Genomic DNA, 19,812 nt, shown 5'->3' on the forward strand with positions numbered 1-19,812 from the left:
GCTGCGGGGGGCAGGTTGTTCCCCGCCGCTTGTGCGTCACACCCGCCTTGAGACGATCAGCCACGCGGTGACGAGGTTCAGCGTGCTGTAGATCGCGTAGGCGAACGCCACTTCCGGCCACGCTCCGGCGGCCAGCAACATCGCCGCCGTCAGCAGCAGGAACTCGACCGCCAGCAGCACGCCGCCGCCGCGAAACCCCCGTCCCCGGGTGATCTGGAGCACCAGCGGGTGCCCGCTGTCGAGAACGGCGCGGTGCAGCGCGAAGTTGCCGATCCCGAGCAGGAAGATGAACAGCACCGCCACCGGGTCATCATCGCCCATCGGCGGCGCGCATCCAAGCGCGAATGCCGCCCCTTGGCACATGCGCGCCGCAGCCCTATTGCAGATGCGGCGCATCGGGCCGCGCCGGCGACAGCGCCCTGCTCTCCGCTTGACACCGGCCTGGCAAGCTGTATTGCGAAGATAAGACACCAGAGGTCGAGCGACCCTACGAGGCCCATGCAGAGTTCCACTGAACACGCCCCGGACTTCGCGCTGGCGAGAACGGCCATGATCAACAGCCAGCTGCGCACCAGCGGGGTGACGGGTCCGTTGGTGCTGGAGCGGATGAACACCGTCCCGCGCGAGGCCTTCGTGCCTGCCGCGCAGCGCGCCGCCGCGTACATCGACCGGTCGTTGCCGCTCGACGACGCGCATCAGCTTCCGCCACCGCTGTTCCATGGGCTGATGTTGCAGGAGGCACGCCTGGACCCGCAGGACCGCGTGCTGGTCGTGTCGCCGGCTCCCGGCTACCTCGAGGCCTTGGTGGCGCCGCTGGTCAATTCCGTGACGGCCATCGCCCCGTCGGCCGCAGCCGCGGGCGAGGTGCCGGAGGGTGGATATTCGCTCCTGCTGATCGACGGCGCTGCCGAGCAGGTGCCTGCGCCTCTCCTCGCCGCATTGACTCCCGCCGGGCGGGTGGTGACCGGGCTGGTGCAGGGCCAGGTGCAGAGGCTGTGCGTCGGCCGCGTCGTCGATGGCCGGCTGGCGGCGCAGCCGGTGCTGGAACTCGGCATTCCGCGCATCCCCGAATTCGATCAGCCTCGCGTGTGGCGCTTCTGATGCGCGCCCGCCTGTGCCGAGTCCTGCTGCTGTCCGGGCTGGTCGCAGCGGGCCTCGTCCCGGCAGCCGTCGCCGAGGCGCAGACGCTGCGCGAGGCGCTGGCGCAGGCCTACCGCTCCAATCCGAGCCTCCTCGCCGCCCGGTCGCAGCAGCGCGCCACCGACGAAACCGTGCCGATCCAGCGGGCGGCCGGTCTGCCCTCGGTGGACGCGAACGGCCGTTTCACCGAATTCCTGGTGCAGGATCAGGCAAGCTTCCTTGCGCCGGAACGGGCGCTGAACGCCGGCATCAGCCTTGCCGTCCCGCTCTACCGCGGCGGCGCCGTGCGCAACGCGGTGCGCGCCGCCGAACAGCGGGTGGAAGCCGGCCGGGCCGATCTGCGCGGCGCCGAGAGCGCCTTGTTCACCCAGGTGGTTGCGGCCTACATGAACGTCCTGCGCGACGAGGCGGTGGTCGGGCTGGCGCAGAATCAGGTGCAGGTGCTGGACATCAACCTGCAGGCGACCCGCGACCGCTTCACGATCGGCATCCTCACCCGCACCGACGTGGCACAATCGGAAGCACGGCTCGCCCTCGCGCGCGGAGAACTTCAGTCCGCACAGGCCAATCTCATCGCCTCGCGGGAAAACTACATCGCGCTCGTCGGCGCGGCGCCCGTCGACCTGCAACCGCCGCCTCCTCTTGGCGGCCTGCCCGCGACCGCGGCGGAGGCCGTGGCCGCGGCGCTCGACGCCAATCCCGACCTCGTCGCGGCGCGCGACCGGGCCGAAGCGTCGGCGCTCGACATCCGTGTCGCCGGCGCCGCGCGGCTGCCGCAGGTGTCGCTGGTGACGGGCTACACCTACCAGAACTTCCTCGGCACGCTGGGCGGCGCGGGCGGCGTGGCCGTGCCTCAGGCATCGGACGGTCTGCAGGCCGGGGTGAACCTGTCGCTCCCGCTGTTCCAGGGCGGACGTCCCGCCGCGCAGGAGCGGCAGGCGCAGGCGCGCGCCTCGGTCGCGCTCGAACAGATCGTGGAAGCCGAGCGCAACGTCATCGCGCAGGCCCGCTCCGCCTTTGCCAGCTACACCGCCGCGCTCGGGATCATCCGCTCGTCCGAAGCGGCGGTCAGCGCCGCGGCACTCAGTCTCGAAGGTGTGCGGGCGGAAAACACGGTCGGCAACCGCACCATCCTCGACATCCTCGACGCGGAGCGCGAGCTGCTCAATGCCCGGGTCCAGCTCGTGCAGGCACAGCGCAACGCTTATGTTGCCGGCTTCTCCCTGCTGGCCGCCATGGGCCGGGCCGAGGCGCGCGACTTGGGGCTTGCCGAAGCGGGACCGCTCTACGACCCGGCCGAGAACTACGAGCGGGTGCGGGGCCGGTGGTTCGACTGGAGCCGCGAGCCCGATCCGGTGACCGGCGCCACCCGCACGATCGACGTTCCCGCAGCCGATGCGGCGGCCCGTCCCATTGCGCCGCTCGACGACGGCACGCAGAGTGTGCGCGAGATTGGCGATCTGCGTCCCGCTGGCCTATAGTCCCCGGCCGCAGGGAGCCAGCACAGGGGCAGCAGCATGCATCAGCCGGGTGAGCCGTCGGTGGAAGTCATTCTGGACAGCATCAAGCGGGTGATCGCCCGCGAGAACCGCGCTCTTGAACGGCGGCGCGGCGACCCTGTCGGCGGCGCGGACTGGCACCCGGACCGCTCTCCGGCCGCGGTGGAGGTGGAGCCGGCCAGCGCGGACGAAGCGGCAGAAGTTCTCGACCTCGAGGAAGACGAGATCGTGACCGTCCCGGATTGGGCGCCGCAGGATAGCGAGGCGGCAGCGATGCTGGACGAAGAAGACCTGGCACCTGCGGAGGACTGGCCGGCGGCCGAGGCTGCCGGAGCGACCGCGGCTGAGGACGATGCCGGATCCCCTGCGCGAACCGGATCCGGCGAGGAAGAGGACAAGCCGCTGATGAGCGGCGCGGCGCGCACGGCCCTGCGCGACAACTTCGCGGCCCTGCAGCTCCTCAGCACCCTTGCGCGCGAACGCGCCGGCGATGGCGGCGACATGGAGTCCATGGTGCAGGCGCTGCTGCGGCCCATGCTGGCGCGCTGGCTCGACGAGCATCTGCCGCCGCTGGTCGAACGCCTCGTGCGGGACGAGATCCGCCGGATCGTCGGTCAGGGCTGAGACCGGCTGCGCTGCGCGGTCTTAACATGCGCGCGGCTTGTCCCTAAGCAGGACCGATGACGCATCGGCCCTCCCTCCTCTCCACCCGTGTCTCTGTCCGCAGCGCCCTGCTCGCCGGATTGCTCACGCTGGTTGCCGGCACGCCGGTCGCCGCCGAAGAGCAGCGCGCCGGGACCGCGCAACGGGACGCCTCCGCGACCGCCGCCCGGCCGCCGATGAGCGCCCGGGATCTGGTCACCCTCCCCCGCCTCGGCGCGCCGGTCGTTGCGCCCGATGCGGCGGTCGCCGTGGTGCCGGTGACGATGACCGACAGCGAGACGCTGGCCCGCTCGACCCGCCTTCAGGCCGTGCCGCTGGCTGGGACGCCAGGCGCACCCGTCGATCTGGCCCTGCCCGCCGGGGCGAGCAGCCCGGCGTTCGCCGGTGACGGGTTCCTCTACTTTCTCGCTCCGGGTGGCGCGACCGGCCAGCAGGGCACCGGCAGCCAGGTCTGGCGCGTCCGCGTGACCGCCGCAGGTCTGGCCGGCACGCCCGCCCAGGTCACGCGCTTCGCGTCGCCCGTGGCCGGCTTCTCCGTCGCGCCGCAGGGCAATGCGATCGCGGTCTGGCGCGAGCTGCCGCGCGGATGCGTCACCTTCGACTGCACCGAACTGCCGGCCCCTGCGTCCTTGGGGAGCGCCACCACCTACGATGCGCGCGACGGCTTCGTACGGCACTGGGATCGCTGGACCGTGCCGGGTTCCGTGTCGCGGGTGTTCGTGCACCGGCTGGCGGACGGCGTCGCGACGGGCGAGGCGGTCACGCTCGACGGTCCGGCGGGTGACGGCGCTCTTGTCGGCCACACCCCCACCCGCCCGTTCGGCGGCGCCGAGGATGTTGCCTGGGCGCCGGACGGACGCTCGGTGTACTTCGTTGCGCGGCGGGCCGACGGGAACGAGCCGCGCTCGACCAATCTCGACATCTGGCGCTCCGATCTCAGCGGCCGCGCGCCGGAAAACCTCACCAGCGCCAACACGGCCAGCGACACGCTGCCGGTGCCATCGCCCGACGGACGCTGGCTCGCCTATCTCGCCATGGCGCGGCCGGGCTATGAATCGGATCGCCAGGTGATCACGCTGCGCGACCTGCGCAGCGGCGCCGTCCGCGCGCTGACCGGCGGCTTCGACCGTTCGTTCGGCTCGATCGCATGGACACCGGATTCGCGCCACATCCTGGCCACCGCACAGGACGTGCTCGACACGCCGGCGTTCCGGATCGTCGTCCGCACGGGCCGGGTGGAGCGGCTGGACCTGTTGCCCGGCAACGAAGCGCATGTCGGGACGGTGGTGCCGCTGCCGGGCAATCGCCTGCTGTTCACGCGCGATTCCATCGCCGCACCGCCGGAGCTGTTCCTGCACGCCAACCGGCAGACGCGCCAGCTGACCGACGTCGCGACGACGCGCATTCGGCAGCTCGCGCCGGTGACCACCCGGCGCTTCAGCTTCGCGGGCGCCGGCGGGGCGCAGGTGTGGGGGCAGATCACCAAGCCGGAAGGCGCGAGCCACACCCTGCCCGCCATTCTCTACATCCACGGCGGACCGCAGGGATCGTTCAACGACGCCTGGTCGAACCGCTGGAACCCGCGGGTCACCGCGGCGCAGGGCTATGCCGTCATCTCCATCGACTTCCATGGCAGCACCGGATACGGACAGGACTTCGTCGATGCCATCAACCGGGACTGGGGAGGAAAGCCGCTCGCGGACCTGCAGAAGGGGCTCGCCGCGGCGCTGGCGCTCGATCCCCAGATCGACGGCAGCCGCGCGTGCGCCATGGGGGCGTCCTACGGCGGCTACATGGTCAACTGGATCGCCGGACAGTGGCCGGACCGCTTCCGCTGTCTCGTCAACCACAACGGGTTGTTCGACATGCGGTCCTTCTATTACGCCACCGAGGAAACGTGGTTTCCGGTGTGGGACTTCGGCGGCACCTACGAGGAGCAGCGCGAGCTCTACGAACGCTGGAACCCGGTCAATCACGTGGGCAGCTGGCGCACCCCGATGATGGTGGTGATCGGCCAGCGCGACTTCCGCGTTCCGTACACGCAGGGGCTGGGCGCCTTCCACGTGCTTCAGGAACGGCAGATCCCCGGCAAGCTGCTGGTCTTCCCGGACGAGAACCACTGGGTGCTCGGGGCGCGCAATTCGCTGCGCTGGCATGACGAGGTGTTCGCCTGGCTCGACCGCTGGCTGAAGCGCGACGGTCAGGACGCCGGCCACCCGTGAACGGCAAGGCGCTCGACAAGGCCCGCGCGAATCTTGCCAAGACCGGCGGCGCGCAGGCGCAGCGTCACATCTTCCTGTGCGCGCTCGCGGAAAAGCAGAAGTGCTGTTCTCGCGCCGACGGCAAGGCCTCGTGGGACTACCTGAAGCGCCGGCTCAAGGAGCTGGGGCACACGGGTCCGGCAGACAGGCAGCCACCTGGCGCGGGCATCAACCGCACCAAGGCGGACTGCCTCCAGCTGTGCGCCGCTGGTCCGATCGCCGTCGTCTGGCCCGACAATGTCTGGTATCACTCGTGCCATCCGCCGGTGCTGGAAAGGATCATCCAGGAGCACCTGATCGGCGGCTGTCCGGTCGAGGATTTCCGCCTCTACCCGGCCTGAGGCCGGACGGGGCCGCTCGGGAAGGCGTCAGCGGCGCCAGTGCTCGCCGGTGTGGTCCTCGATCGCCTCGTCATGTCCGGTCCCGCTCGACAGGAACACCAGCCCCATGAGCGCACCCGTTAGCATCACCGTCAACCCCAGGCCGAGGGCCAGGGCGATGTAGAAATGCACCGACACCGGCTCGCCCGCCCAGTAGGTGAACAGCCATGCCGCCAGCACGACCGCCAGCGCCAGCGCGCCCAGCCATTTGAGGATGCGGCGATAGCGCGCCCAGGCGAAGCGGGCGACCTCGGCATCGTCGAGCGGGCTTCTGCGGGCCATGGCGCGCGATGTGGAGCATGGCATGCCGCTTTGCAAGGCGCACGGCACCCGGCTGCGTCCGGGTGGCGTTGACGGGTGATCCGTGACACACTCCGCGAACGGATCATCAGGGAGCCTGCGCCATGACGATTGCCCGTCTCATCGCCGACCGCGACCCCGCCGCCATCATCACCTGCGCAGCCGACGCCACGCTGAAGGAGGCGGTCGCCTGTCTCGCCGAGCGCCGGATCGGTGCCCTGCCCGTGATCGACGACACGGGCGTCTGCGGCATCCTGTCCGAGCGGGATGTGATCTACCGGCTGCGCGACGAGGGGGCGGCCTGCCTCGAACGCCGCGTGGCCGAGGTCATGACCGCCCCGGCCATCACCGTCACCCGCGCCACCACCGTGGACGAGGCGCTGCAGCTCATGACCCGGCGACGGGTTCGTCACCTGCCGGTGATCGAGAACGGCGCCATGGTGGGCTTCGTGTCGATCGGCGATCTCGTCAAGGCGCAGGTCGACGAGGCGCAGCGCGAGGCGGCCTTGATGCGCGACTACATCACCCACGCTTGAGCGGCCCGCCGCCGGGTCCTATCTTGGCGCCATGACGGCTTCAGCCACCCTCACCGCCGCCGCCGCCGCGCGGGTCGCCCAGATCGCCCGCCGCCAGCAGCGCGAGCCGATCCTGCGCCTCGCGGTCGATGGCGGCGGCTGCTCCGGCTTCCAGTACCGCTTCGCGCTGGCGGACGGGATCGAGGCCGATGATCTGGTCAGCGAGACGGACGGTGTGCGGCTCGTGATCGATCCCGTCAGTCTCGATCTCGTCGACGGATGCCGGGTGGATTTTGTCGAGTCGCTTGGCGGCGCGGCGTTCCGGGTCGAAAATCCGCAGGCCGCCGCCGGATGCGGGTGCGGCTCGAGCTTCGCCATCTGAGCGCCGCCGCCGTGCGCATCGCCACCTTCAACATCAACGGCGTGAAGGCGCGCCTGCCGCGTCTGCTGGAGTGGCTGGAGGAAACACGTCCTGCCGTCGCGTGCCTGCAGGAAATCAAATCACAGGATGACGGCTTTCCCGCCAAGGCGTTGCAGGCGATCGGCTACCACGCCATCTGGCACGGGCAGAAGGGGTTCAACGGGGTGGCCATCCTTGCCGACGGCGCGGTGCCGCGCGAGGTCCGCCGCGGGCTGCCCGGCGATCCCGATGACGCGCAGGCCCGCTACCTCGAGGCCGAGGTGAACGGGGTGCGGGTCGCCTCGATCTACCTCCCCAATGGCAATCCGCAACCCGGCCCCAAATTCGAGTACAAGCTCGCCTGGTTCGCGCGTCTGCGCGTCCATGCGGCCAGCCTCTGGGCCGAGGAGGTGCCGGTGGTGCTGGCTGGCGATTTCAACGTCGTCCCGACCGATGCCGATATCTGGGCCGCCGATGCGCTTGCCGAGGATGCCCTCACCCAGCCGGAGTCGCGCGATGCATGGGCGCGCCTGCTTGGCGACGGGTGGACCGATGCGGTCGCCACGCTTCACCCGCGGGGCGGCGTGTGGACCTTCTGGGACTACCAGGCCGGAGCATGGCCGCGCGATCACGGTTTCCGCATCGATCACCTGCTGCTGTCGCCCGAATGCGCCGATCGGCTCTGCGCCGGGGGCGTGGACAAGGGGCACCGCGGCCGCGAGCGGGCGAGCGACCACGCGCCCGTGTGGATCGAAATGACGGGCTGAGGCGTTGCAGAGGGCGTTGAGCGGCTCACGGCCGCCCTGCCATGGAGAACTGCCGATGCGCGCCCTGAACGCCCTTGCCGCCTGCTCCGCTTTTGCCGCTCTGGCGGCCTGCGCCACACTGCCCGGCGGCGAGAACGCCCGCTCGGCCCTTGCGGGCGCCGACTGGACGGTGATCAGCATCGACGGCCGCGACGTCGTGTCAGGCACGCCGCCGACGCTGACCTTCGGCTCCGACGGGCGCGTCACCGGCACCACTGGCTGCAACCGGTTCTTCGCCAGCTACACCGAAGGCACCGACACGGTGACCATCGGCCAGGTCGGCGGCACGCGCATGGCCTGCGCCGCCCCGCTCATGGAGCAGGAGCGGACCATGCTGGCCGCCCTGCCGGGCACGCACCGCTTTGCCGTCGCGGCGGGGCAGCTGACCCTCACCACGCAGAGCGGAGCGGTCATCCGCGCCCGCTGAGAAGGCGCCGATCAGCGGTAGAAGATGTGGCGGTTGATGGTGGCGGCCGCAACCCGGCGGCGCGCCCAATCCGGGCGCACGTAATTGGCGTGGAAGTACAGCGCCTCGTCCGCCGCGCTGTCCCAGCTGTCGTAATGCGCGATCTGGGCGATGGCCTTGGCCTGCGCCCATGCCGGTGAATGCTCCGGGATCGGCGGCATGCGCCCGTTGCGCACGAAGGAGAACTGGGCCCGCTGATACACCACGCCGCAGTAGCTGTCGGGAAAGCGGGAGGATTGCTTGCGGTTGATCACGACCTTGGCGACGGCGAGCTGCCCGTGCAGGGGTTCGCCACGCGCCTCGAAGTAGATGGCCCCGGCGAGGCAGCGCATCTCTTCGGACAGGGTGTCGGTCACGCGGGTCTGCGCCACGAGATCGCGCAAGGATGCGGCGGTGCGGTCAGCTGCGGGCGCATCCCGCTGCTCCTCGGCTGCGGAAGGAGCCAGCGGCTGCACCACCTCGCGGCTCAAGAACACGGGAACCGGATCCGCAACCGGTTGTTCGGGAAGGAGAATTTGGAACGTGCCCGGCGCTTCCTGAGCGCGGGCGGTGCCCTCGTCGGGCGTGAAAAGGGTGGCAAGAACAGCCATGACCGGCAAGGCCGTGGCTGCGGTAAACGTGCGTTTGGTCACTCAGGTCCGTCCAAAGGCGGTGAGCGTTCCTGCGCAGGCCGGGTGTGGTGCGCCTTGGCGCCCGCACCTTCCGTATCAATCAAATGCCTGCCGGCCGCCCCCCGTCTGCGCGCCAGCACCGCCGGCTGTCAGGCCGTGGTCGATGCCGCCTTCGCTGTGGGAGAGCCGCCCCGTTACGGACGAGTGGGGTCGGGGTCAACACATTCTCGCCGCATTTCGATGAACCGTTCGGGACGCGTGGTGTCCAGTTCGACGATCCACAGGTCGGGATCGCCTGCTGTACGCCGCCGCAGATAGTCGGGATCGATCGCGCCGCCGGCGGTGACGGGGGCCGACACCGGTGTGAAGCCGCGCCACCCGTCGGCACGCGGCAGCCGCTCCCACAGCCGCTGGGCACCGCCGCGCTCCGTCGTGACGATCAGGATGGTGCCCGCATCCGGGTCGCCGCGGTGCAGCACAGTGGCAAAGCCGCCCTCGCTCTCGACCGCCCGACGCCAGGCGCCGATCTCGAGTCGCGGCGGAAGCCGGCCCTCCATCGCCTGCCCTCCCGCTCTCACCCCGCCTGCGCGCCGTAGGCGGGAAGGCTGGTGAGCGCGATGCGCGAGCGCATGAACGTGCCGGTGCCGCGCCCCACCTCGTCCCCCTGCGCGTCGATCAGCCGCGCCTCGGCCACGAGAACGCGGCGTCGCCCGGACACCCAGCTGCCATGCGCCTCCACCGGTCCTTCCCGCACCGGCTTGCTGAAATGCAGATTGAACGACGTGGTCAGCAGGAAGCAGTCGGTCACAAGCGTGTTCGCGGCGTAGAACGCGGCATCGTCGAGCATCTTGAAGTAGACCGTTCCGTGCGCCGCGCCGGCGGCGTGATACACGTCGGGGGACAGGGTGGCGCGGATGATGGACCGCCCCTCGCCGGTGATGGTGAGGACCGATGGGAACAGCCGGTTGATGGCGGCTGCGCTGTAGAGACGTTCCAGCGCCCGATGGTGGCGGCCATCCTCCGCCGGCCCGGCACGGAGCGAGGGTTGCGTGCTCACCTCGGCCGGTCCGGCGCCGGCACGTGCCCGGTCATCGCGGCTCGACCCAGCCGACCGAGTGGTCGTCGCGGCGATACACCATGTTGTGCCGCCCGGTTCCGGCGTTCTTGAAAAACAGCGCGTTGGTGTTGCGCAGGTCGAGCATCATCACCGCATCGGCCACGCTGCACTCGGGAATGTCGACCCGCGTTTCGGCGATCACCGGCGGCGCTTCGGGTGCATCGTCCGGGCTTTCGTCCTGCTGCTCGGCGGCGAAGATGCGGTAGGCGGCCTCTTCCTCCTCGCGCGGGGACAGCACCCGCTCGCTGCGCGCCTTCAGCCGGGTCTTGTAGCGCCGGAGCTGCTTCTCGATCTTGCCGGTGGCCTGATCGAAGGCAAGGTGCACGTCGTGGGCCGTGCCGCTGCCCTTGAGGATCAGACCCTGCGTCACATGGGTGATGATGTCGCACGAAAAGGCGCCGCCCGGCTGCCGGCCGAACGTCACGTGCGAGGACATGGCGCGGCTGAAATACTTGTCGACCATCTCGCTCAGCCGGTCGTGCACCTGCGCCTGAAGCGCCGCGCCGGTGTCGATCTGATGACCAGAAACCCGGATGTCCATGGCTTGCCTTCTCCCTTGTTCGCCCTCCGGCCGCGCCGTTCAGGCCAGCCAGAGCGGATTGCTCAGCGTCTCCACGAAGGCCCGGTGGCGCGCCAGTTCCTCCGCGGTGGCGGCATGCGGGCGCGGCGGGCGCACTCGGCGTGACGGGGCCGCCGGCTGGAGGGACGCGGCGTCGGATGGTTCAACTGAAGCAAGCTCCAGCCCGATCTGCCGCCCGCCGGTCAGCTCGACATAGACCTGCGCCAGCAGTTCGGCATCGAGCAGGGCGCCATGCTGCACCCGGTGACTGCGATCGATGCCGTAGCGGCTGCACAGGGCGTCCAGCGACAGCTTGGCACCGGGGTGCCGACGGCGGGCGATCTGCACCGTGTCCACCATTCGCGACTCGCACACCGGCTGATGCCCGCTCCGCGCCAGTTCGGCATTCAGGAAGCCGAAGTCGAAGCCGGCATTGTGCGCCACCAGCGGCGAGTCGCGCAGAAACGCCAGCAGCTCGTCGGCGAGATCGGCGAAGAGCGGCTTGTCGGCAAGGAACTGGGCGGACAGCCCGTGGACCGCCTGCGCTCCGGCGGGCATGTCGCGTTGCGGATTGAAATACGCGTGAAACACCGCCCCCGTAGGAACGCGGTTGACGATCTCGATGCACCCGATCTCCACCATCCGGTCGCCGGCCGCCGGGTCGAGGCCGGTGGTTTCGGTGTCGAAGACGATCTCGCGCATCGCCATGGTTATCGGTCCGCCATGCCGCCTTGGCAAGGCTCAGCCGGGGTGCAGCGTCCGGATCAGTTTCTGCACCGCGGCGCGGGTCTCCGCCAGCGGCACCCCTGTGTCGATGACGTGGTCCGCCCGCGCCCGCTTGTCGGCATCGGGGAGCTGCAGAGCCAGGATGCGGGCAAAGGCTTCGGGGGTCATGCCGGGCCGCGCCAGCACCCGCCGCCGCTGCACCTCCGGCGGCGCGCTGACCACGAGCACCCGGTCGACCAGCGCATCGCCCTTCGTCTCGAACAGCAGCGGGATGTCGAACACCACCAGCGGGCATCCGCCATGTTCCAGCAGAAAAAGCTGCCGCTCCGCCCCGACGGCCGGGTGGACGATCGCCTCCAGTGTCCGCCGCGCCGCATCATCCATCAGCACGCGGTCGCGCAGGCTGGCGCGGTCCACACCCTCGCGGCCCGTGCTCCCCGGAAAGGCGGTCTCGATGGCGGCCACCAGTGCCCCGCCCGGTCCCTGGAACCGGTGAACCACGGCGTCGGCGTCGAACACCGGCACGCCTTCCTCGCGGAACATCTGGGCAACAGTGGACTTGCCCATTCCCACCGAGCCGGTGAGACCAAGGACCAGCGGCCGGGTCATGCGGCGAGCAGCGCGCGCAGTTCGGCATCGTGCTCACGGGGCGCAGGTTGACCGAAGAACAGCGCGAACGCGGCAGCAGCCTGCGCGATCAGCATGTGAAGGCCGTCAAACGTCGCGTGCCCCGCTGCGGTGGCGCGGAGCAGCAGCTCCGTTTTAACCGGATCGGTGACAATGTCGTAGAACAAGGAACCGGGAGGGGCATGGCTGAGGTCGAACCGGAGCGGGCCGTGTCCTCTCATGCCGAGGGGCGTGGTGTTGACCACCAGATCAAGACAGCCCTCGCGCGCGTCGAAGGCGAAGTCGGTCGGCTGCGCGAAGCACGCAAGGTCGGCGGAGTGGTGCCCGCCCTCCGGCGCCAGCGAGTCCAGCACGCTCTGCGCCTTCGCCGCATCCCTCCCCGCCAGCACGAGGGTGAAGCCCGTCCCCGCCAGCGCATAGACGACGGCCCGTGCCGCTCCGCCCGTGCCCAGCACCCGCGCCATGCGGAACCAGTGGCGCTGCGCCAGCAACGGGCGCAGCGGGTCGAGAAACCCTGCCGCATCGGTGTTGCAGCCTGTCAGCCGGCGCTCCTCGCCGCGGACGACCGTGTTCACCGCTCCGATGGCGCGCGCCGTCCTGTCGAACGCGTGAAGATGCGGCTGCACCCGCTGCTTGAGGGGCATCGTCACATTGCAGCCACGCCACAGGGGATCGGCCGCCCGTGCGGCGAGGTAGTCCGGCAACGTGTCCGCCGTCACTCTGGTTGCGCGGTAGTCGGCCGCGATTCCCAGCCTGGACAACCAGAAGCGGTGAATCGCCGGTGACTTGGAACGCGCGACGGGATCGCCGATCACTTCGGCATAGGGCACGGTCATGCCGGCAGCTCGCCCATCTCGCGCAAGGCGCGCAGCACCGCCAGCAACGGCATGCCGAGAACGGTGAAATGGCTTCCGGCGATGCGATCGAACAGCTGCACACCCCGCCCTTCGATGCGGAAGCACCCGGCGCATGCGCCAACGTGCGGCCATTCCGCGTCGAGATAGGCGCTGATGAACGTGTCGCTCAGCGAGCGCACCCACAGCCGGGCGACGTCGTGCCCGACCCATTCCACCCGCCCGCGCCGCACCAGCGCGGCGGCGCTGTGCAGGTCCATGACCCGGCCGGAAAACCGGCGGAGATGCGCGGCCGCCTCCTCCCGGTCGGCCGGCTTGTCGAAGCGATGGCCGTCCACCACCACCAGCGAGTCGCTGCCGAGCACCAGCCTCTCGCCGGCCATGGCAGCCGGCACGGCCGCCGCCTTGGCCGCAGCCAGCGCCTGCGCCACCTCGTCCGGGGAGGAATCCTCCATAGCCGCTTCGAGCGCCCGCTCGTCGACGGCGGCAGGCCACGTGTCGAACGCCACGCCGGCTGCGGCGAGCATGGCCGCCCGCGACGCGCTGCGCGAGGCAAGCAGCAGCATGCCGCTCAGGCCGCGCCGCCGACGCGGCTGGTCGACGGCACCCGGTCGCGTTCTCCCAGAAGCCGGATCACCGCCGCGGCCGTCTCCTCGATCGAGCGCCGGGTGACGTCGATGACCGGCCAGCCGTGATCGGCAAACATCCGCCGGGCATAGTGCAGCTCCTCGCGCACCCTCTCCTCGTCGACATAGGCGGTGTGTTTCTCCTCGCCGAGATGGAGGAGCCGGTTGCGGCGGATCTGGATCAGCCGGTCGGCCGCCGTCGTGAGCCCCACCACCAGCGGCCGGGAGAGCGTGAACAGGGCCGGGGGCGGCGGCGTCTCGACCACGATCGGGATGTTGGCGACCTTGTAGCCGCGATTGGCGAGATAGATGGCCGTCGGGGTCTTTGACGAGCGTGAGACGCCCGCCAGCACGATGTCGGCCGCTTCCCAGTTCTCGTGCCCCACCCCGTCGTCGTGGGCGATGGTGAACTGGATCGCCTCCACCCGGTGGAAATAGGCGTCATCCATGATGTGCTGTCGTCCCGGCCGCCCGTGCGCCTCGCGCCCGAACTGCCGTTCGAGCGCGCGGGTCACCTGGTCGAGAACCGGGACGGCGGGGATGCCGAGCTGGCGGCACTGCTCCTCCAGCCTTGCGCGGGTGTCCGGATTGACCAGCGTGAACAGCACCATGGTGTTGTCCGCGCCGAGTTCGGGCAGGATGCGGTCGAGATGCTGGCGCGAGCGGACCATGGGCCAGAAATGCCGCACCACGTCCGCCCCTTCGAACTGCGCCAGCGCCGCCTTGGCGATCATCTCCAGGGTCTCGCCGGTGGAGTCGGAGAGAAGGTGCAGGTGCAGGCGTGCCATGGCGCTCCGGTCGGGGGCTCCCACAATGGCTGTGGACGACCCGTCCCATAAACCACGGGAGAGCAGCGTGGACAAGCGGCACGGCCGCGGTGCGTGCCCGCAGCGGCGGTGTCCCGCACCCGCTTCTCGACACGCGCCGCGACGTGTCCACAGGGTGTGGACTGCGGGAACAAAGGCTGCTTGACGGCAGAAGCGCGCGAGTCCGAAGCGCGTGTGCCCCTGTTCAGCAGTGGAGCTTTCGGGCAGAGCGGCGTTGTGCTCCTTTTCCACAGGACCAACAGACTCCTTCATCCTTTAAGAAAAGATTCATTGTTATGGACCTGGACCGCTGATGCCCTTTCTGCTCGACACGCTGGCTGGCCGACGGGCGGATCGCGTGCCCCTGTGGCTGATGCGGCAGGCTGGCCGCTATCTGCCCGAATACAGGGCGCTCCGCGCGGAAAAGGGCGGGTTCCTCGCGCTGGTCTACGACAGCGCAGCGGCCGCCGAGATCACCGTTCAGCCGATCAGGCGCTTCGGCTTCGATGGCGCGATCCTGTTTTCCGACATCCTCATCGTGCCGCACGCGATGGGACAGGATCTGGCCTTCCTGGCTGGCGAGGGGCCGCGCCTGTCCCCCCGGCTCGCGGACGCCGCGCTGGACGCGCTTCAGGCGGTGCCGGAGCGCCTGTCGCCCATCTACGACACCGTGGCCCGCGTCCGGGCCATGCTGGCGCCGGACACCACCCTGCTGGGCTTTGCGGGCTCGCCGTGGACGGTCGCCACCTACATGATCGCCGGCGAGGGGAGCCGCGATCAGCACGAGGCCCGCGTCCTTGCCTACCGCGACCCGGGCGCCATGAGCGCGATCATCGCCGCGGTCGAGGCGGTGACGCTTGACTATCTTGCCGGCCAGATCGCTGCCGGGGCGCAGGCCGTGCAGCTGTTCGACTCCTGGGCCGGCAGCCTTGCCCCCGCCGAATTCGAGCGCTGGGTGATCGCCCCCACGGCGCGGCTGGTCGCCGCCTTGGCGGAGCGGTGCCCCGGCGTGCCGGTCATCGGTTTCCCAAAAGGGGCGGGCGCCAAGCTCCCGGCCTATGTGAGAGAGACGGGCGTGCGGGCCGTCGGCGTGGACGAGACTCACGATCCGGTCTGGGTCGATGCGAACCTGCCGGACGGAGTCTGCGTGCAGGGCAATCTCGACCCGCTCCTGCTGCTGTCGGGCGGGGAGGAGCAGGACAGGGCGGCGGAACGGATCCTCGCCGCCTTCGCCGGGCGTCCGCATGTCTTCAATCTCGGGCACGGGATCGACCGCCGGACGCCGATCGCCCATGTCGAACGCCTGGTGGCAAAGGTGCGTGCATGGAGGGGATGACGGGGCGGGACGGAGCCAGTAAACCGCGCGCATGCAGGACGTTCTGGCCTTGACCTATCTGTGGCTGAAGGCCGGGCACGTCATCTTCGTCATCTTCTGGATGGCGGGGCTGTTCATGCTGCCGCGTTTCTTCGTCTATCATCAGGAGGCGCCCGCCGGCTCCGACGAGGCGGCGCGCTGGATCGACCGCGAGCGCAAGCTGCTGCGCATCATCCTGCTGCCCTCGATCCTGGTGGTCTGGGTGCTCGGGATTGCGCTTGCGTCGGCCGTCGGCGCATGGAGCGAGGGCTGGCTTCATGCCAAGCTGCTGCTCGTGCTGCTCCTGTCGGGCTATCACGGCTATCTGGCGGCTTATGCCCGCCGGCTGGCGCGCGGGGAGGCGCGGCTTTCCGGACCGGCGCTGAGGCTGCTCAACGAGGTGCCGGGCGTTGCCGCCGCGCTGATCGTCATTCTCGTCGTCGTGAAGCCCTTCTGACTCTGCCTTGGCGCAGAGCACCCGCGGCCGATTGACGCGGCCGCCGGTGCGGCTTATCTGCGGAGGCGGTCCGGCGCCGGCTCCGTGCGACTTGCGCCAGTCACCCGGTCTGCTTTCTCCAAGCGTCACGACCCCGGCCGTCCGCGCCAACCGCTTTCGAACCTTCACACCAGGCGAACACGTGTCATGCACCTCAAGGAACTGAAGGCAAAAACCCCTGCCGAACTCGTCCAGATGGCCGAGGAGCTGGAGGTGGAAGGCGCGTCGACCATGCGGCGCCAGGACCTCATGTTCTGCATCCTGAGGGAACTGGCCGAGGACGAGGACTACGAGGAACAGATCATGGGGATCGGCACCATCGAGGTGCTGTCCGACGGGTTCGGCTTCCTCCGCTCGCCCGAAGCGAACTACCTTGCCGGGCCGGACGACATCTACGTCTCGCCCAACCAGGTGCGCCGCTGGGGCCTGAGGACGGGGGACACGGTGGAGGGCGAAATCCGCGCGCCGCGCGAGGGCGAGCGCTATTTCGCCCTGACCAGCCTCTCGCGCGTCAATTACGACGAACCCGACGCGGTCCGGATGCGGACGAACTTCGACAACCTGACGCCGCTCTACCCGGACGAGAAGCTGAGGCTCGACACGCTCGACCCGACGGTGAAGGACAAGTCGGCCCGGGTGATCGACATCATCGCGCCGCAGGGCAAGGGACAGCGCGCGCTGATCGTCGCGCCGCCGCGCACCGGCAAGACGGTGCTGCTCCAGAACATCGCCAAGGCGATCACCGACAACCATCCGGAAGTGTTCCTGATCGTCCTGCTCGTCGACGAGCGGCCGGAGGAGGTGACGGACATGCAGCGGTCGGTGAAGGGCGAGGTCATCTCCTCGACCTTCGACGAGCCCGCGACCCGGCATGTGCAGGTGGCCGAGATGGTCATCGAGAAAGCCAAGCGACTGGTCGAGCACAAGAAGGACGTGGTGATCCTGCTCGACTCCATCACCCGGCTGGGCCGCGCCTACAACACAGTGGTGCCCTCGTCGGGCAAGGTGCTGACGGGCGGGGTCGACTCCAACGCCCTGCAGCGGCCCAAGCGCTTCTTCGGGGCGGCGCGCAACATCGAGGAGGGAGGCTCTCTATCGATCATCGCCACGGCTCTGATCGACACCGGCAGCCGCATGGACGAGGTGATCTTCGAGGAATTCAAGGGCACCGGCAATTCGGAGATCGTGCTCGACCGCAAGGTCGCCGACAAGCGCATCTTCCCCGCTCTCGACGTGGGCAAGTCCGGCACCCGCAAGGAGGAGCTGCTGGTCGAGAAGGACAAGCTGTCCAAGATGTGGGTGCTGCGCCGCATCCTGATGCAGATGGGGACGGTCGACGCGATGGAGTTCCTGCTCGACAAGATGAAGGATTCCAAGACGAACGAAGACTTCTTCGCCACCATGAACCAGTGAGGCAGAGCCGGAGCACCCGACGCGCGTTGGTGTGGCCGCGAAGGGCATGCCAAGCAAGCGTTTACCTTTAGGACCTAGGAACTGCGGCGAGGAAGCCGGACAGGAGACAGCGCATGCGGCAGATGGTGTACACCAGCCGGGCCGTGCGATCGCTTGATCAGGCGGACATCTTCGCCATCGTGCAGCAGTCGGCGCACAACAATCTCGCGCGCGACGTGACCGGGTTCCTCATCTATGCCGACGACAGGTTCCTGCAGCTGATCGAGGGCGAGCACGCGGTGATCGGCGATCTTCTGGCCATCATCAGCGCCGATCCGCGGCACACGCAGATCAACGTCGCCGTGGATGTCCCGATCGCTGAGCGCAGCTTCCCTCGCTGGCGCATGCACCGCGTCGGGCGAACACCGGCGAGCATTGCCGAACTCCGGGCGACCTTGTCCGCACGTCCCCAGACGCATCCGGCTCTTCGCGAACTCGACCTTTTCCTCGGCTGATCCGCTGCGCGGTCGCGGCGCATCGACGCCTTGTCCCTTGCATTGACGGGCGCCGGGGCCCACGTGAAGGCGAACACGTCAGCACAGGATGCGCCGGCCATGAAGCTTCATGTGGAGATCGACTGCACGCCTGAAGAGGCACGGCGGCTGATGGGATTGCCGGATCTGGCGGCGGCCAACGATCTGTATGCCGGCATGCTCGCCGAAGCTGCCCGCAACAGCAAGACGCCCGATCAGTGGCGCGATCTGGCGCAGCATTTCGCGCCGGCAGGCAATCTCGGCCTCAAGATGGTCCAGGCGTTCATGGAGAACGCGGCGCGTGGCTCCGGCAGCAAGCCGGCGGATGCCTCCTCCCCGGACGCGGGTGACCGGGCACGCTGATCCGCGGTTCCGTGTGACGAATGCCGAGACGATCGTCGCCGTGTCCAGCGGCAGCCCGCCTGCGGCAATCGCAGTGCTGCGGGTCAGCGGCCCGGCCGCGCTTGACGTTGCGCGACAGCTGACGGGAAAGCCGCTGCCACCTGCGCGGTCTGCGACGCTGCGGGAATTGCGGGACGGGCGCGGCGAGATCCTTGATCGCGCGATCCTGCTGGTTTTCCCGGGGCCTCGCAGCGCGACCGGCGAGGATCTCGTCGAGCTGCATTGCCACGGAGGGCGGGCGGTCGTGGCGGCGGTCGAACGGGCGGTGCTCGCCCAGCCGCGCGTGCGCCGCGCGGCACCGGGCGAGTTCACCCGCCGGGCCTTCGTCAACGGTCGCATCGATCTGGGCCAGGCAGAAGGTCTTGCCGATCTGCTCATGGCGGAAACGGAGCTGCAGCGGCAAGCGGCCCTTTCCCTCACCGAAGGGAGGTTCTCCGCCCAGGTTGAACAATGGCGGACCGCAGTTCTAAACTTGGCAGCCCAGGTGGAAGCGGTGCTCGACTTCGCCGACGAGGAGGACGGGGAGGCCCTTCACGCGGGTTGGGTCGAGAATGTGCGACGGTTGACAGGCGAGATCCGCGACTGGCTGGCGCGACCCCGGACGGAGCGGCTTCGCGATGGCGTGCGAGTGGTTCTTGCCGGACCGCCCAACAGCGGCAAATCGACCCTGTTCAACGCGCTGCTCGACGAGGATGCGGCGATCGTGTCCGAACAGGCGGGAACCACGCGTGACGTTCTTGAGCGTTCGGTCGCGCTTGGCGGTGTGCCCTTGGTGCTTGTCGACACCGCCGGGATCAGGGACGATGCTGGCGATCCGCTGGAGCGCGAGGGGATCGCGCGCACGCGGCAGCGCCTGTCGCGCGCCGATGTTGTCCTGTGGCTCGGCCCGGAAGGCGAGGGGCCGGCTGGCGCGCTGGAGGTCGAGGCGCAGATCGACCGCGCCGAGGCGACGCGCAAACGCGCTCCCTGGCATCGTCTTTCGGCACGGACTGGCGAGGGAATGCAGAGCTTTGTCAGCAAGCTGCGCGAGCATGCCGGCGGCCTTCTGCCGCAGCCTGGAAGTTTCGGCGTGAACGAGCGGCAGGCGCGTCTGCTCTCCGGGGCGGTGGATGCACTTTCGGACGCGGAGCAGGCTCAGGACGAACTTGTCATCGCCGAGCATCTGCGGCAGGCACGGCTCGCGTTTGATCAACTGCTCGGGTCGGCAGCAACAGAGGACATGCTTGACGCGCTGTTTGCGCGGTTCTGCATCGGGAAGTGAATGTTTCACGTGGAACAG

General features: G+C 69.4%; 26 protein-coding genes. 15 read left to right on the plus strand and 11 right to left on the minus strand.

All coding sequences use genetic code 11. The annotated features are described in order from the left end of the window. Positions 1–36: 36 nt before the first annotated feature. Entirely contained in the window at positions 37–321 is a 285-nt protein-coding gene (locus ETO60_RS02970) for a hypothetical protein (RefSeq protein ID WP_234026288.1), read from the minus strand. 177 nt (positions 322–498) lie between these two features. Here ETO60_RS02970 and ETO60_RS02975 point away from each other — a divergent pair, with 177 nt between their 5' ends. The 5 genes from ETO60_RS02975 to ETO60_RS02995 are packed head-to-tail and all read left to right on the plus strand — an operon-like array spanning position 499 to position 5,904. Then, complete coding sequence (locus tag ETO60_RS02975) at positions 499–1,101, plus strand: protein-L-isoaspartate O-methyltransferase family protein (RefSeq protein WP_130002517.1); 603 nt, start codon at positions 499–501, stop codon at positions 1,099–1,101. Beyond that, positions 1,101–2,621 carry a TolC family outer membrane protein gene (locus ETO60_RS02980; protein ID WP_130003054.1) on the plus strand — a complete coding sequence of 507 codons (1,521 nt, stop codon included), beginning with the start codon at positions 1,101–1,103 and terminating at the stop codon, positions 2,619–2,621. The genes ETO60_RS02975 and ETO60_RS02980 overlap by 1 nt, the downstream gene beginning before the upstream one ends. A gap of 36 nt (positions 2,622–2,657) precedes the next feature. Continuing rightward, a complete protein-coding gene (locus ETO60_RS11480) occupies positions 2,658–3,263 on the plus strand; it encodes a DUF2497 domain-containing protein (RefSeq protein WP_130002519.1) in 606 nt (201 codons plus the stop codon). Between the two features lie 56 nt (positions 3,264–3,319). After that, a complete protein-coding gene (locus ETO60_RS02990; protein ID WP_234026289.1) occupies positions 3,320–5,524 on the plus strand; it encodes a S9 family peptidase in 2,205 nt (734 codons plus the stop codon). Further along, on the plus strand, positions 5,521–5,904 hold the full coding sequence (locus ETO60_RS02995) for a (2Fe-2S) ferredoxin domain-containing protein (RefSeq protein ID WP_130002521.1): 384 nt from the start codon (positions 5,521–5,523) through the stop codon (positions 5,902–5,904). Before ETO60_RS02990 ends, ETO60_RS02995 begins: the two co-directional genes overlap by 4 nt. 27 nt (positions 5,905–5,931) lie before the next feature. Here the strand turns inward: ETO60_RS02995 and ETO60_RS03000 are convergent, their stop codons facing one another. Continuing rightward, positions 5,932–6,225 carry a hypothetical protein gene (locus ETO60_RS03000; protein ID WP_130002523.1) on the minus strand — a complete coding sequence of 98 codons (294 nt, stop codon included), beginning with the start codon at positions 6,223–6,225 and terminating at the stop codon, positions 5,932–5,934. A gap of 122 nt (positions 6,226–6,347) precedes the next feature. On the opposite strand from ETO60_RS03000, the gene ETO60_RS03005 reads away from it, so the two are divergent. From ETO60_RS03005 to ETO60_RS03020, 4 genes are read left to right on the plus strand one after another with little or no spacing between them, the layout of a single operon-like run. Next, positions 6,348–6,779 carry a CBS domain-containing protein gene (locus tag ETO60_RS03005; protein ID WP_130002524.1) on the plus strand — a complete coding sequence of 144 codons (432 nt, stop codon included), beginning with the start codon at positions 6,348–6,350 and terminating at the stop codon, positions 6,777–6,779. A gap of 31 nt (positions 6,780–6,810) precedes the next feature. Continuing rightward, positions 6,811–7,140, plus strand: a complete 330-nt coding sequence (locus ETO60_RS03010) for a HesB/IscA family protein (RefSeq protein ID WP_130002525.1) — start codon at positions 6,811–6,813, stop codon at positions 7,138–7,140. An 11-nt stretch (positions 7,141–7,151) separates the two neighbouring features. Then, the gene (gene xth, locus ETO60_RS03015; RefSeq protein ID WP_130003058.1) at positions 7,152–7,925 is read left to right on the plus strand and encodes an exodeoxyribonuclease III; all 774 of its coding nucleotides are present in this window, start codon (positions 7,152–7,154) and stop codon (positions 7,923–7,925) included. Positions 7,926–7,980: 55 nt separating this feature from the next. After that, entirely contained in the window at positions 7,981–8,391 is a 411-nt protein-coding gene (locus ETO60_RS03020) for an META domain-containing protein (RefSeq protein WP_130002528.1), read from the plus strand. Between the two features lie 11 nt (positions 8,392–8,402). On the opposite strand, the gene ETO60_RS03025 is transcribed toward ETO60_RS03020, so the two are convergent. The 9 genes from ETO60_RS03025 to ETO60_RS03065 all read right to left on the minus strand — a co-directional run bounded on the left by ETO60_RS03025 (position 8,403) and on the right by ETO60_RS03065 (position 14,338). Continuing rightward, entirely contained in the window at positions 8,403–9,062 is a 660-nt protein-coding gene (locus ETO60_RS03025; RefSeq protein ID WP_234026290.1) for a cell wall hydrolase, read from the minus strand. Positions 9,063–9,235: 173 nt separating this feature from the next. Beyond that, a complete protein-coding gene (locus ETO60_RS03030; RefSeq protein WP_130002530.1) occupies positions 9,236–9,598 on the minus strand; it encodes a DUF1491 family protein in 363 nt (120 codons plus the stop codon). 17 nt (positions 9,599–9,615) lie between these two features. Further along, entirely contained in the window at positions 9,616–10,098 is a 483-nt protein-coding gene (locus ETO60_RS03035; RefSeq protein ID WP_234026291.1) for a PaaI family thioesterase, read from the minus strand. A gap of 31 nt (positions 10,099–10,129) precedes the next feature. Then, positions 10,130–10,699, minus strand: a complete 570-nt coding sequence (hpf, locus tag ETO60_RS03040) for a ribosome hibernation-promoting factor, HPF/YfiA family (protein WP_130002532.1) — start codon at positions 10,697–10,699, stop codon at positions 10,130–10,132. A gap of 39 nt (positions 10,700–10,738) precedes the next feature. Further along, positions 10,739–11,419, minus strand: a complete 681-nt coding sequence (gene dnaQ, locus ETO60_RS03045) for a DNA polymerase III subunit epsilon (protein ID WP_130002534.1) — start codon at positions 11,417–11,419, stop codon at positions 10,739–10,741. Positions 11,420–11,458: 39 nt separating this feature from the next. Then, entirely contained in the window at positions 11,459–12,052 is a 594-nt protein-coding gene (coaE, locus tag ETO60_RS03050; protein WP_130002536.1) for a dephospho-CoA kinase, read from the minus strand. Next, on the minus strand, positions 12,049–12,906 hold the full coding sequence (locus ETO60_RS03055; protein ID WP_130002538.1) for a shikimate dehydrogenase family protein: 858 nt from the start codon (positions 12,904–12,906) through the stop codon (positions 12,049–12,051). Before ETO60_RS03055 ends, coaE begins: the two co-directional genes overlap by 4 nt. Further along, positions 12,903–13,490, minus strand: coding sequence for a Maf family protein (locus ETO60_RS03060; protein WP_130002540.1), 588 nt, complete (start codon positions 13,488–13,490; stop codon positions 12,903–12,905). Before ETO60_RS03060 ends, ETO60_RS03055 begins: the two co-directional genes overlap by 4 nt. A gap of 5 nt (positions 13,491–13,495) precedes the next feature. Continuing rightward, positions 13,496–14,338 carry a pyruvate, water dikinase regulatory protein gene (locus tag ETO60_RS03065; RefSeq protein WP_130002542.1) on the minus strand — a complete coding sequence of 281 codons (843 nt, stop codon included), beginning with the start codon at positions 14,336–14,338 and terminating at the stop codon, positions 13,496–13,498. A gap of 331 nt (positions 14,339–14,669) precedes the next feature. On the opposite strand from ETO60_RS03065, the gene hemE reads away from it, so the two are divergent. From hemE to mnmE, 6 genes are all read left to right on the plus strand, one after another. Continuing rightward, positions 14,670–15,692 carry a uroporphyrinogen decarboxylase gene (gene hemE / locus ETO60_RS03070; protein WP_130002543.1) on the plus strand — a complete coding sequence of 341 codons (1,023 nt, stop codon included), beginning with the start codon at positions 14,670–14,672 and terminating at the stop codon, positions 15,690–15,692. Positions 15,693–15,723: 31 nt separating this feature from the next. Continuing rightward, complete coding sequence (locus ETO60_RS03075) at positions 15,724–16,167, plus strand: CopD family protein (protein WP_130002545.1); 444 nt, start codon at positions 15,724–15,726, stop codon at positions 16,165–16,167. A gap of 186 nt (positions 16,168–16,353) precedes the next feature. Next, on the plus strand, positions 16,354–17,619 hold the full coding sequence (rho, locus tag ETO60_RS03080; protein ID WP_130002547.1) for a transcription termination factor Rho: 1,266 nt from the start codon (positions 16,354–16,356) through the stop codon (positions 17,617–17,619). Between the two features lie 113 nt (positions 17,620–17,732). Further along, a complete protein-coding gene (locus ETO60_RS03085; protein WP_130002549.1) occupies positions 17,733–18,113 on the plus strand; it encodes a BLUF domain-containing protein in 381 nt (126 codons plus the stop codon). A gap of 99 nt (positions 18,114–18,212) precedes the next feature. After that, complete coding sequence (locus tag ETO60_RS03090) at positions 18,213–18,494, plus strand: DUF6489 family protein (protein WP_130002551.1); 282 nt, start codon at positions 18,213–18,215, stop codon at positions 18,492–18,494. Further along, positions 18,478–19,794, plus strand: coding sequence for a tRNA uridine-5-carboxymethylaminomethyl(34) synthesis GTPase MnmE (gene mnmE / locus ETO60_RS03095; protein ID WP_234026292.1), 1,317 nt, complete (start codon positions 18,478–18,480; stop codon positions 19,792–19,794). The genes ETO60_RS03090 and mnmE overlap by 17 nt, the downstream gene beginning before the upstream one ends. The last annotated feature ends 18 nt before the right edge of the window (positions 19,795–19,812 follow it).

The sequence above is a fragment of the Qipengyuania thermophila genome, assembly GCF_004153605.1.
GTDB lineage: Bacteria > Pseudomonadota > Alphaproteobacteria > Sphingomonadales > Sphingomonadaceae > Qipengyuania_B > Qipengyuania_B thermophila.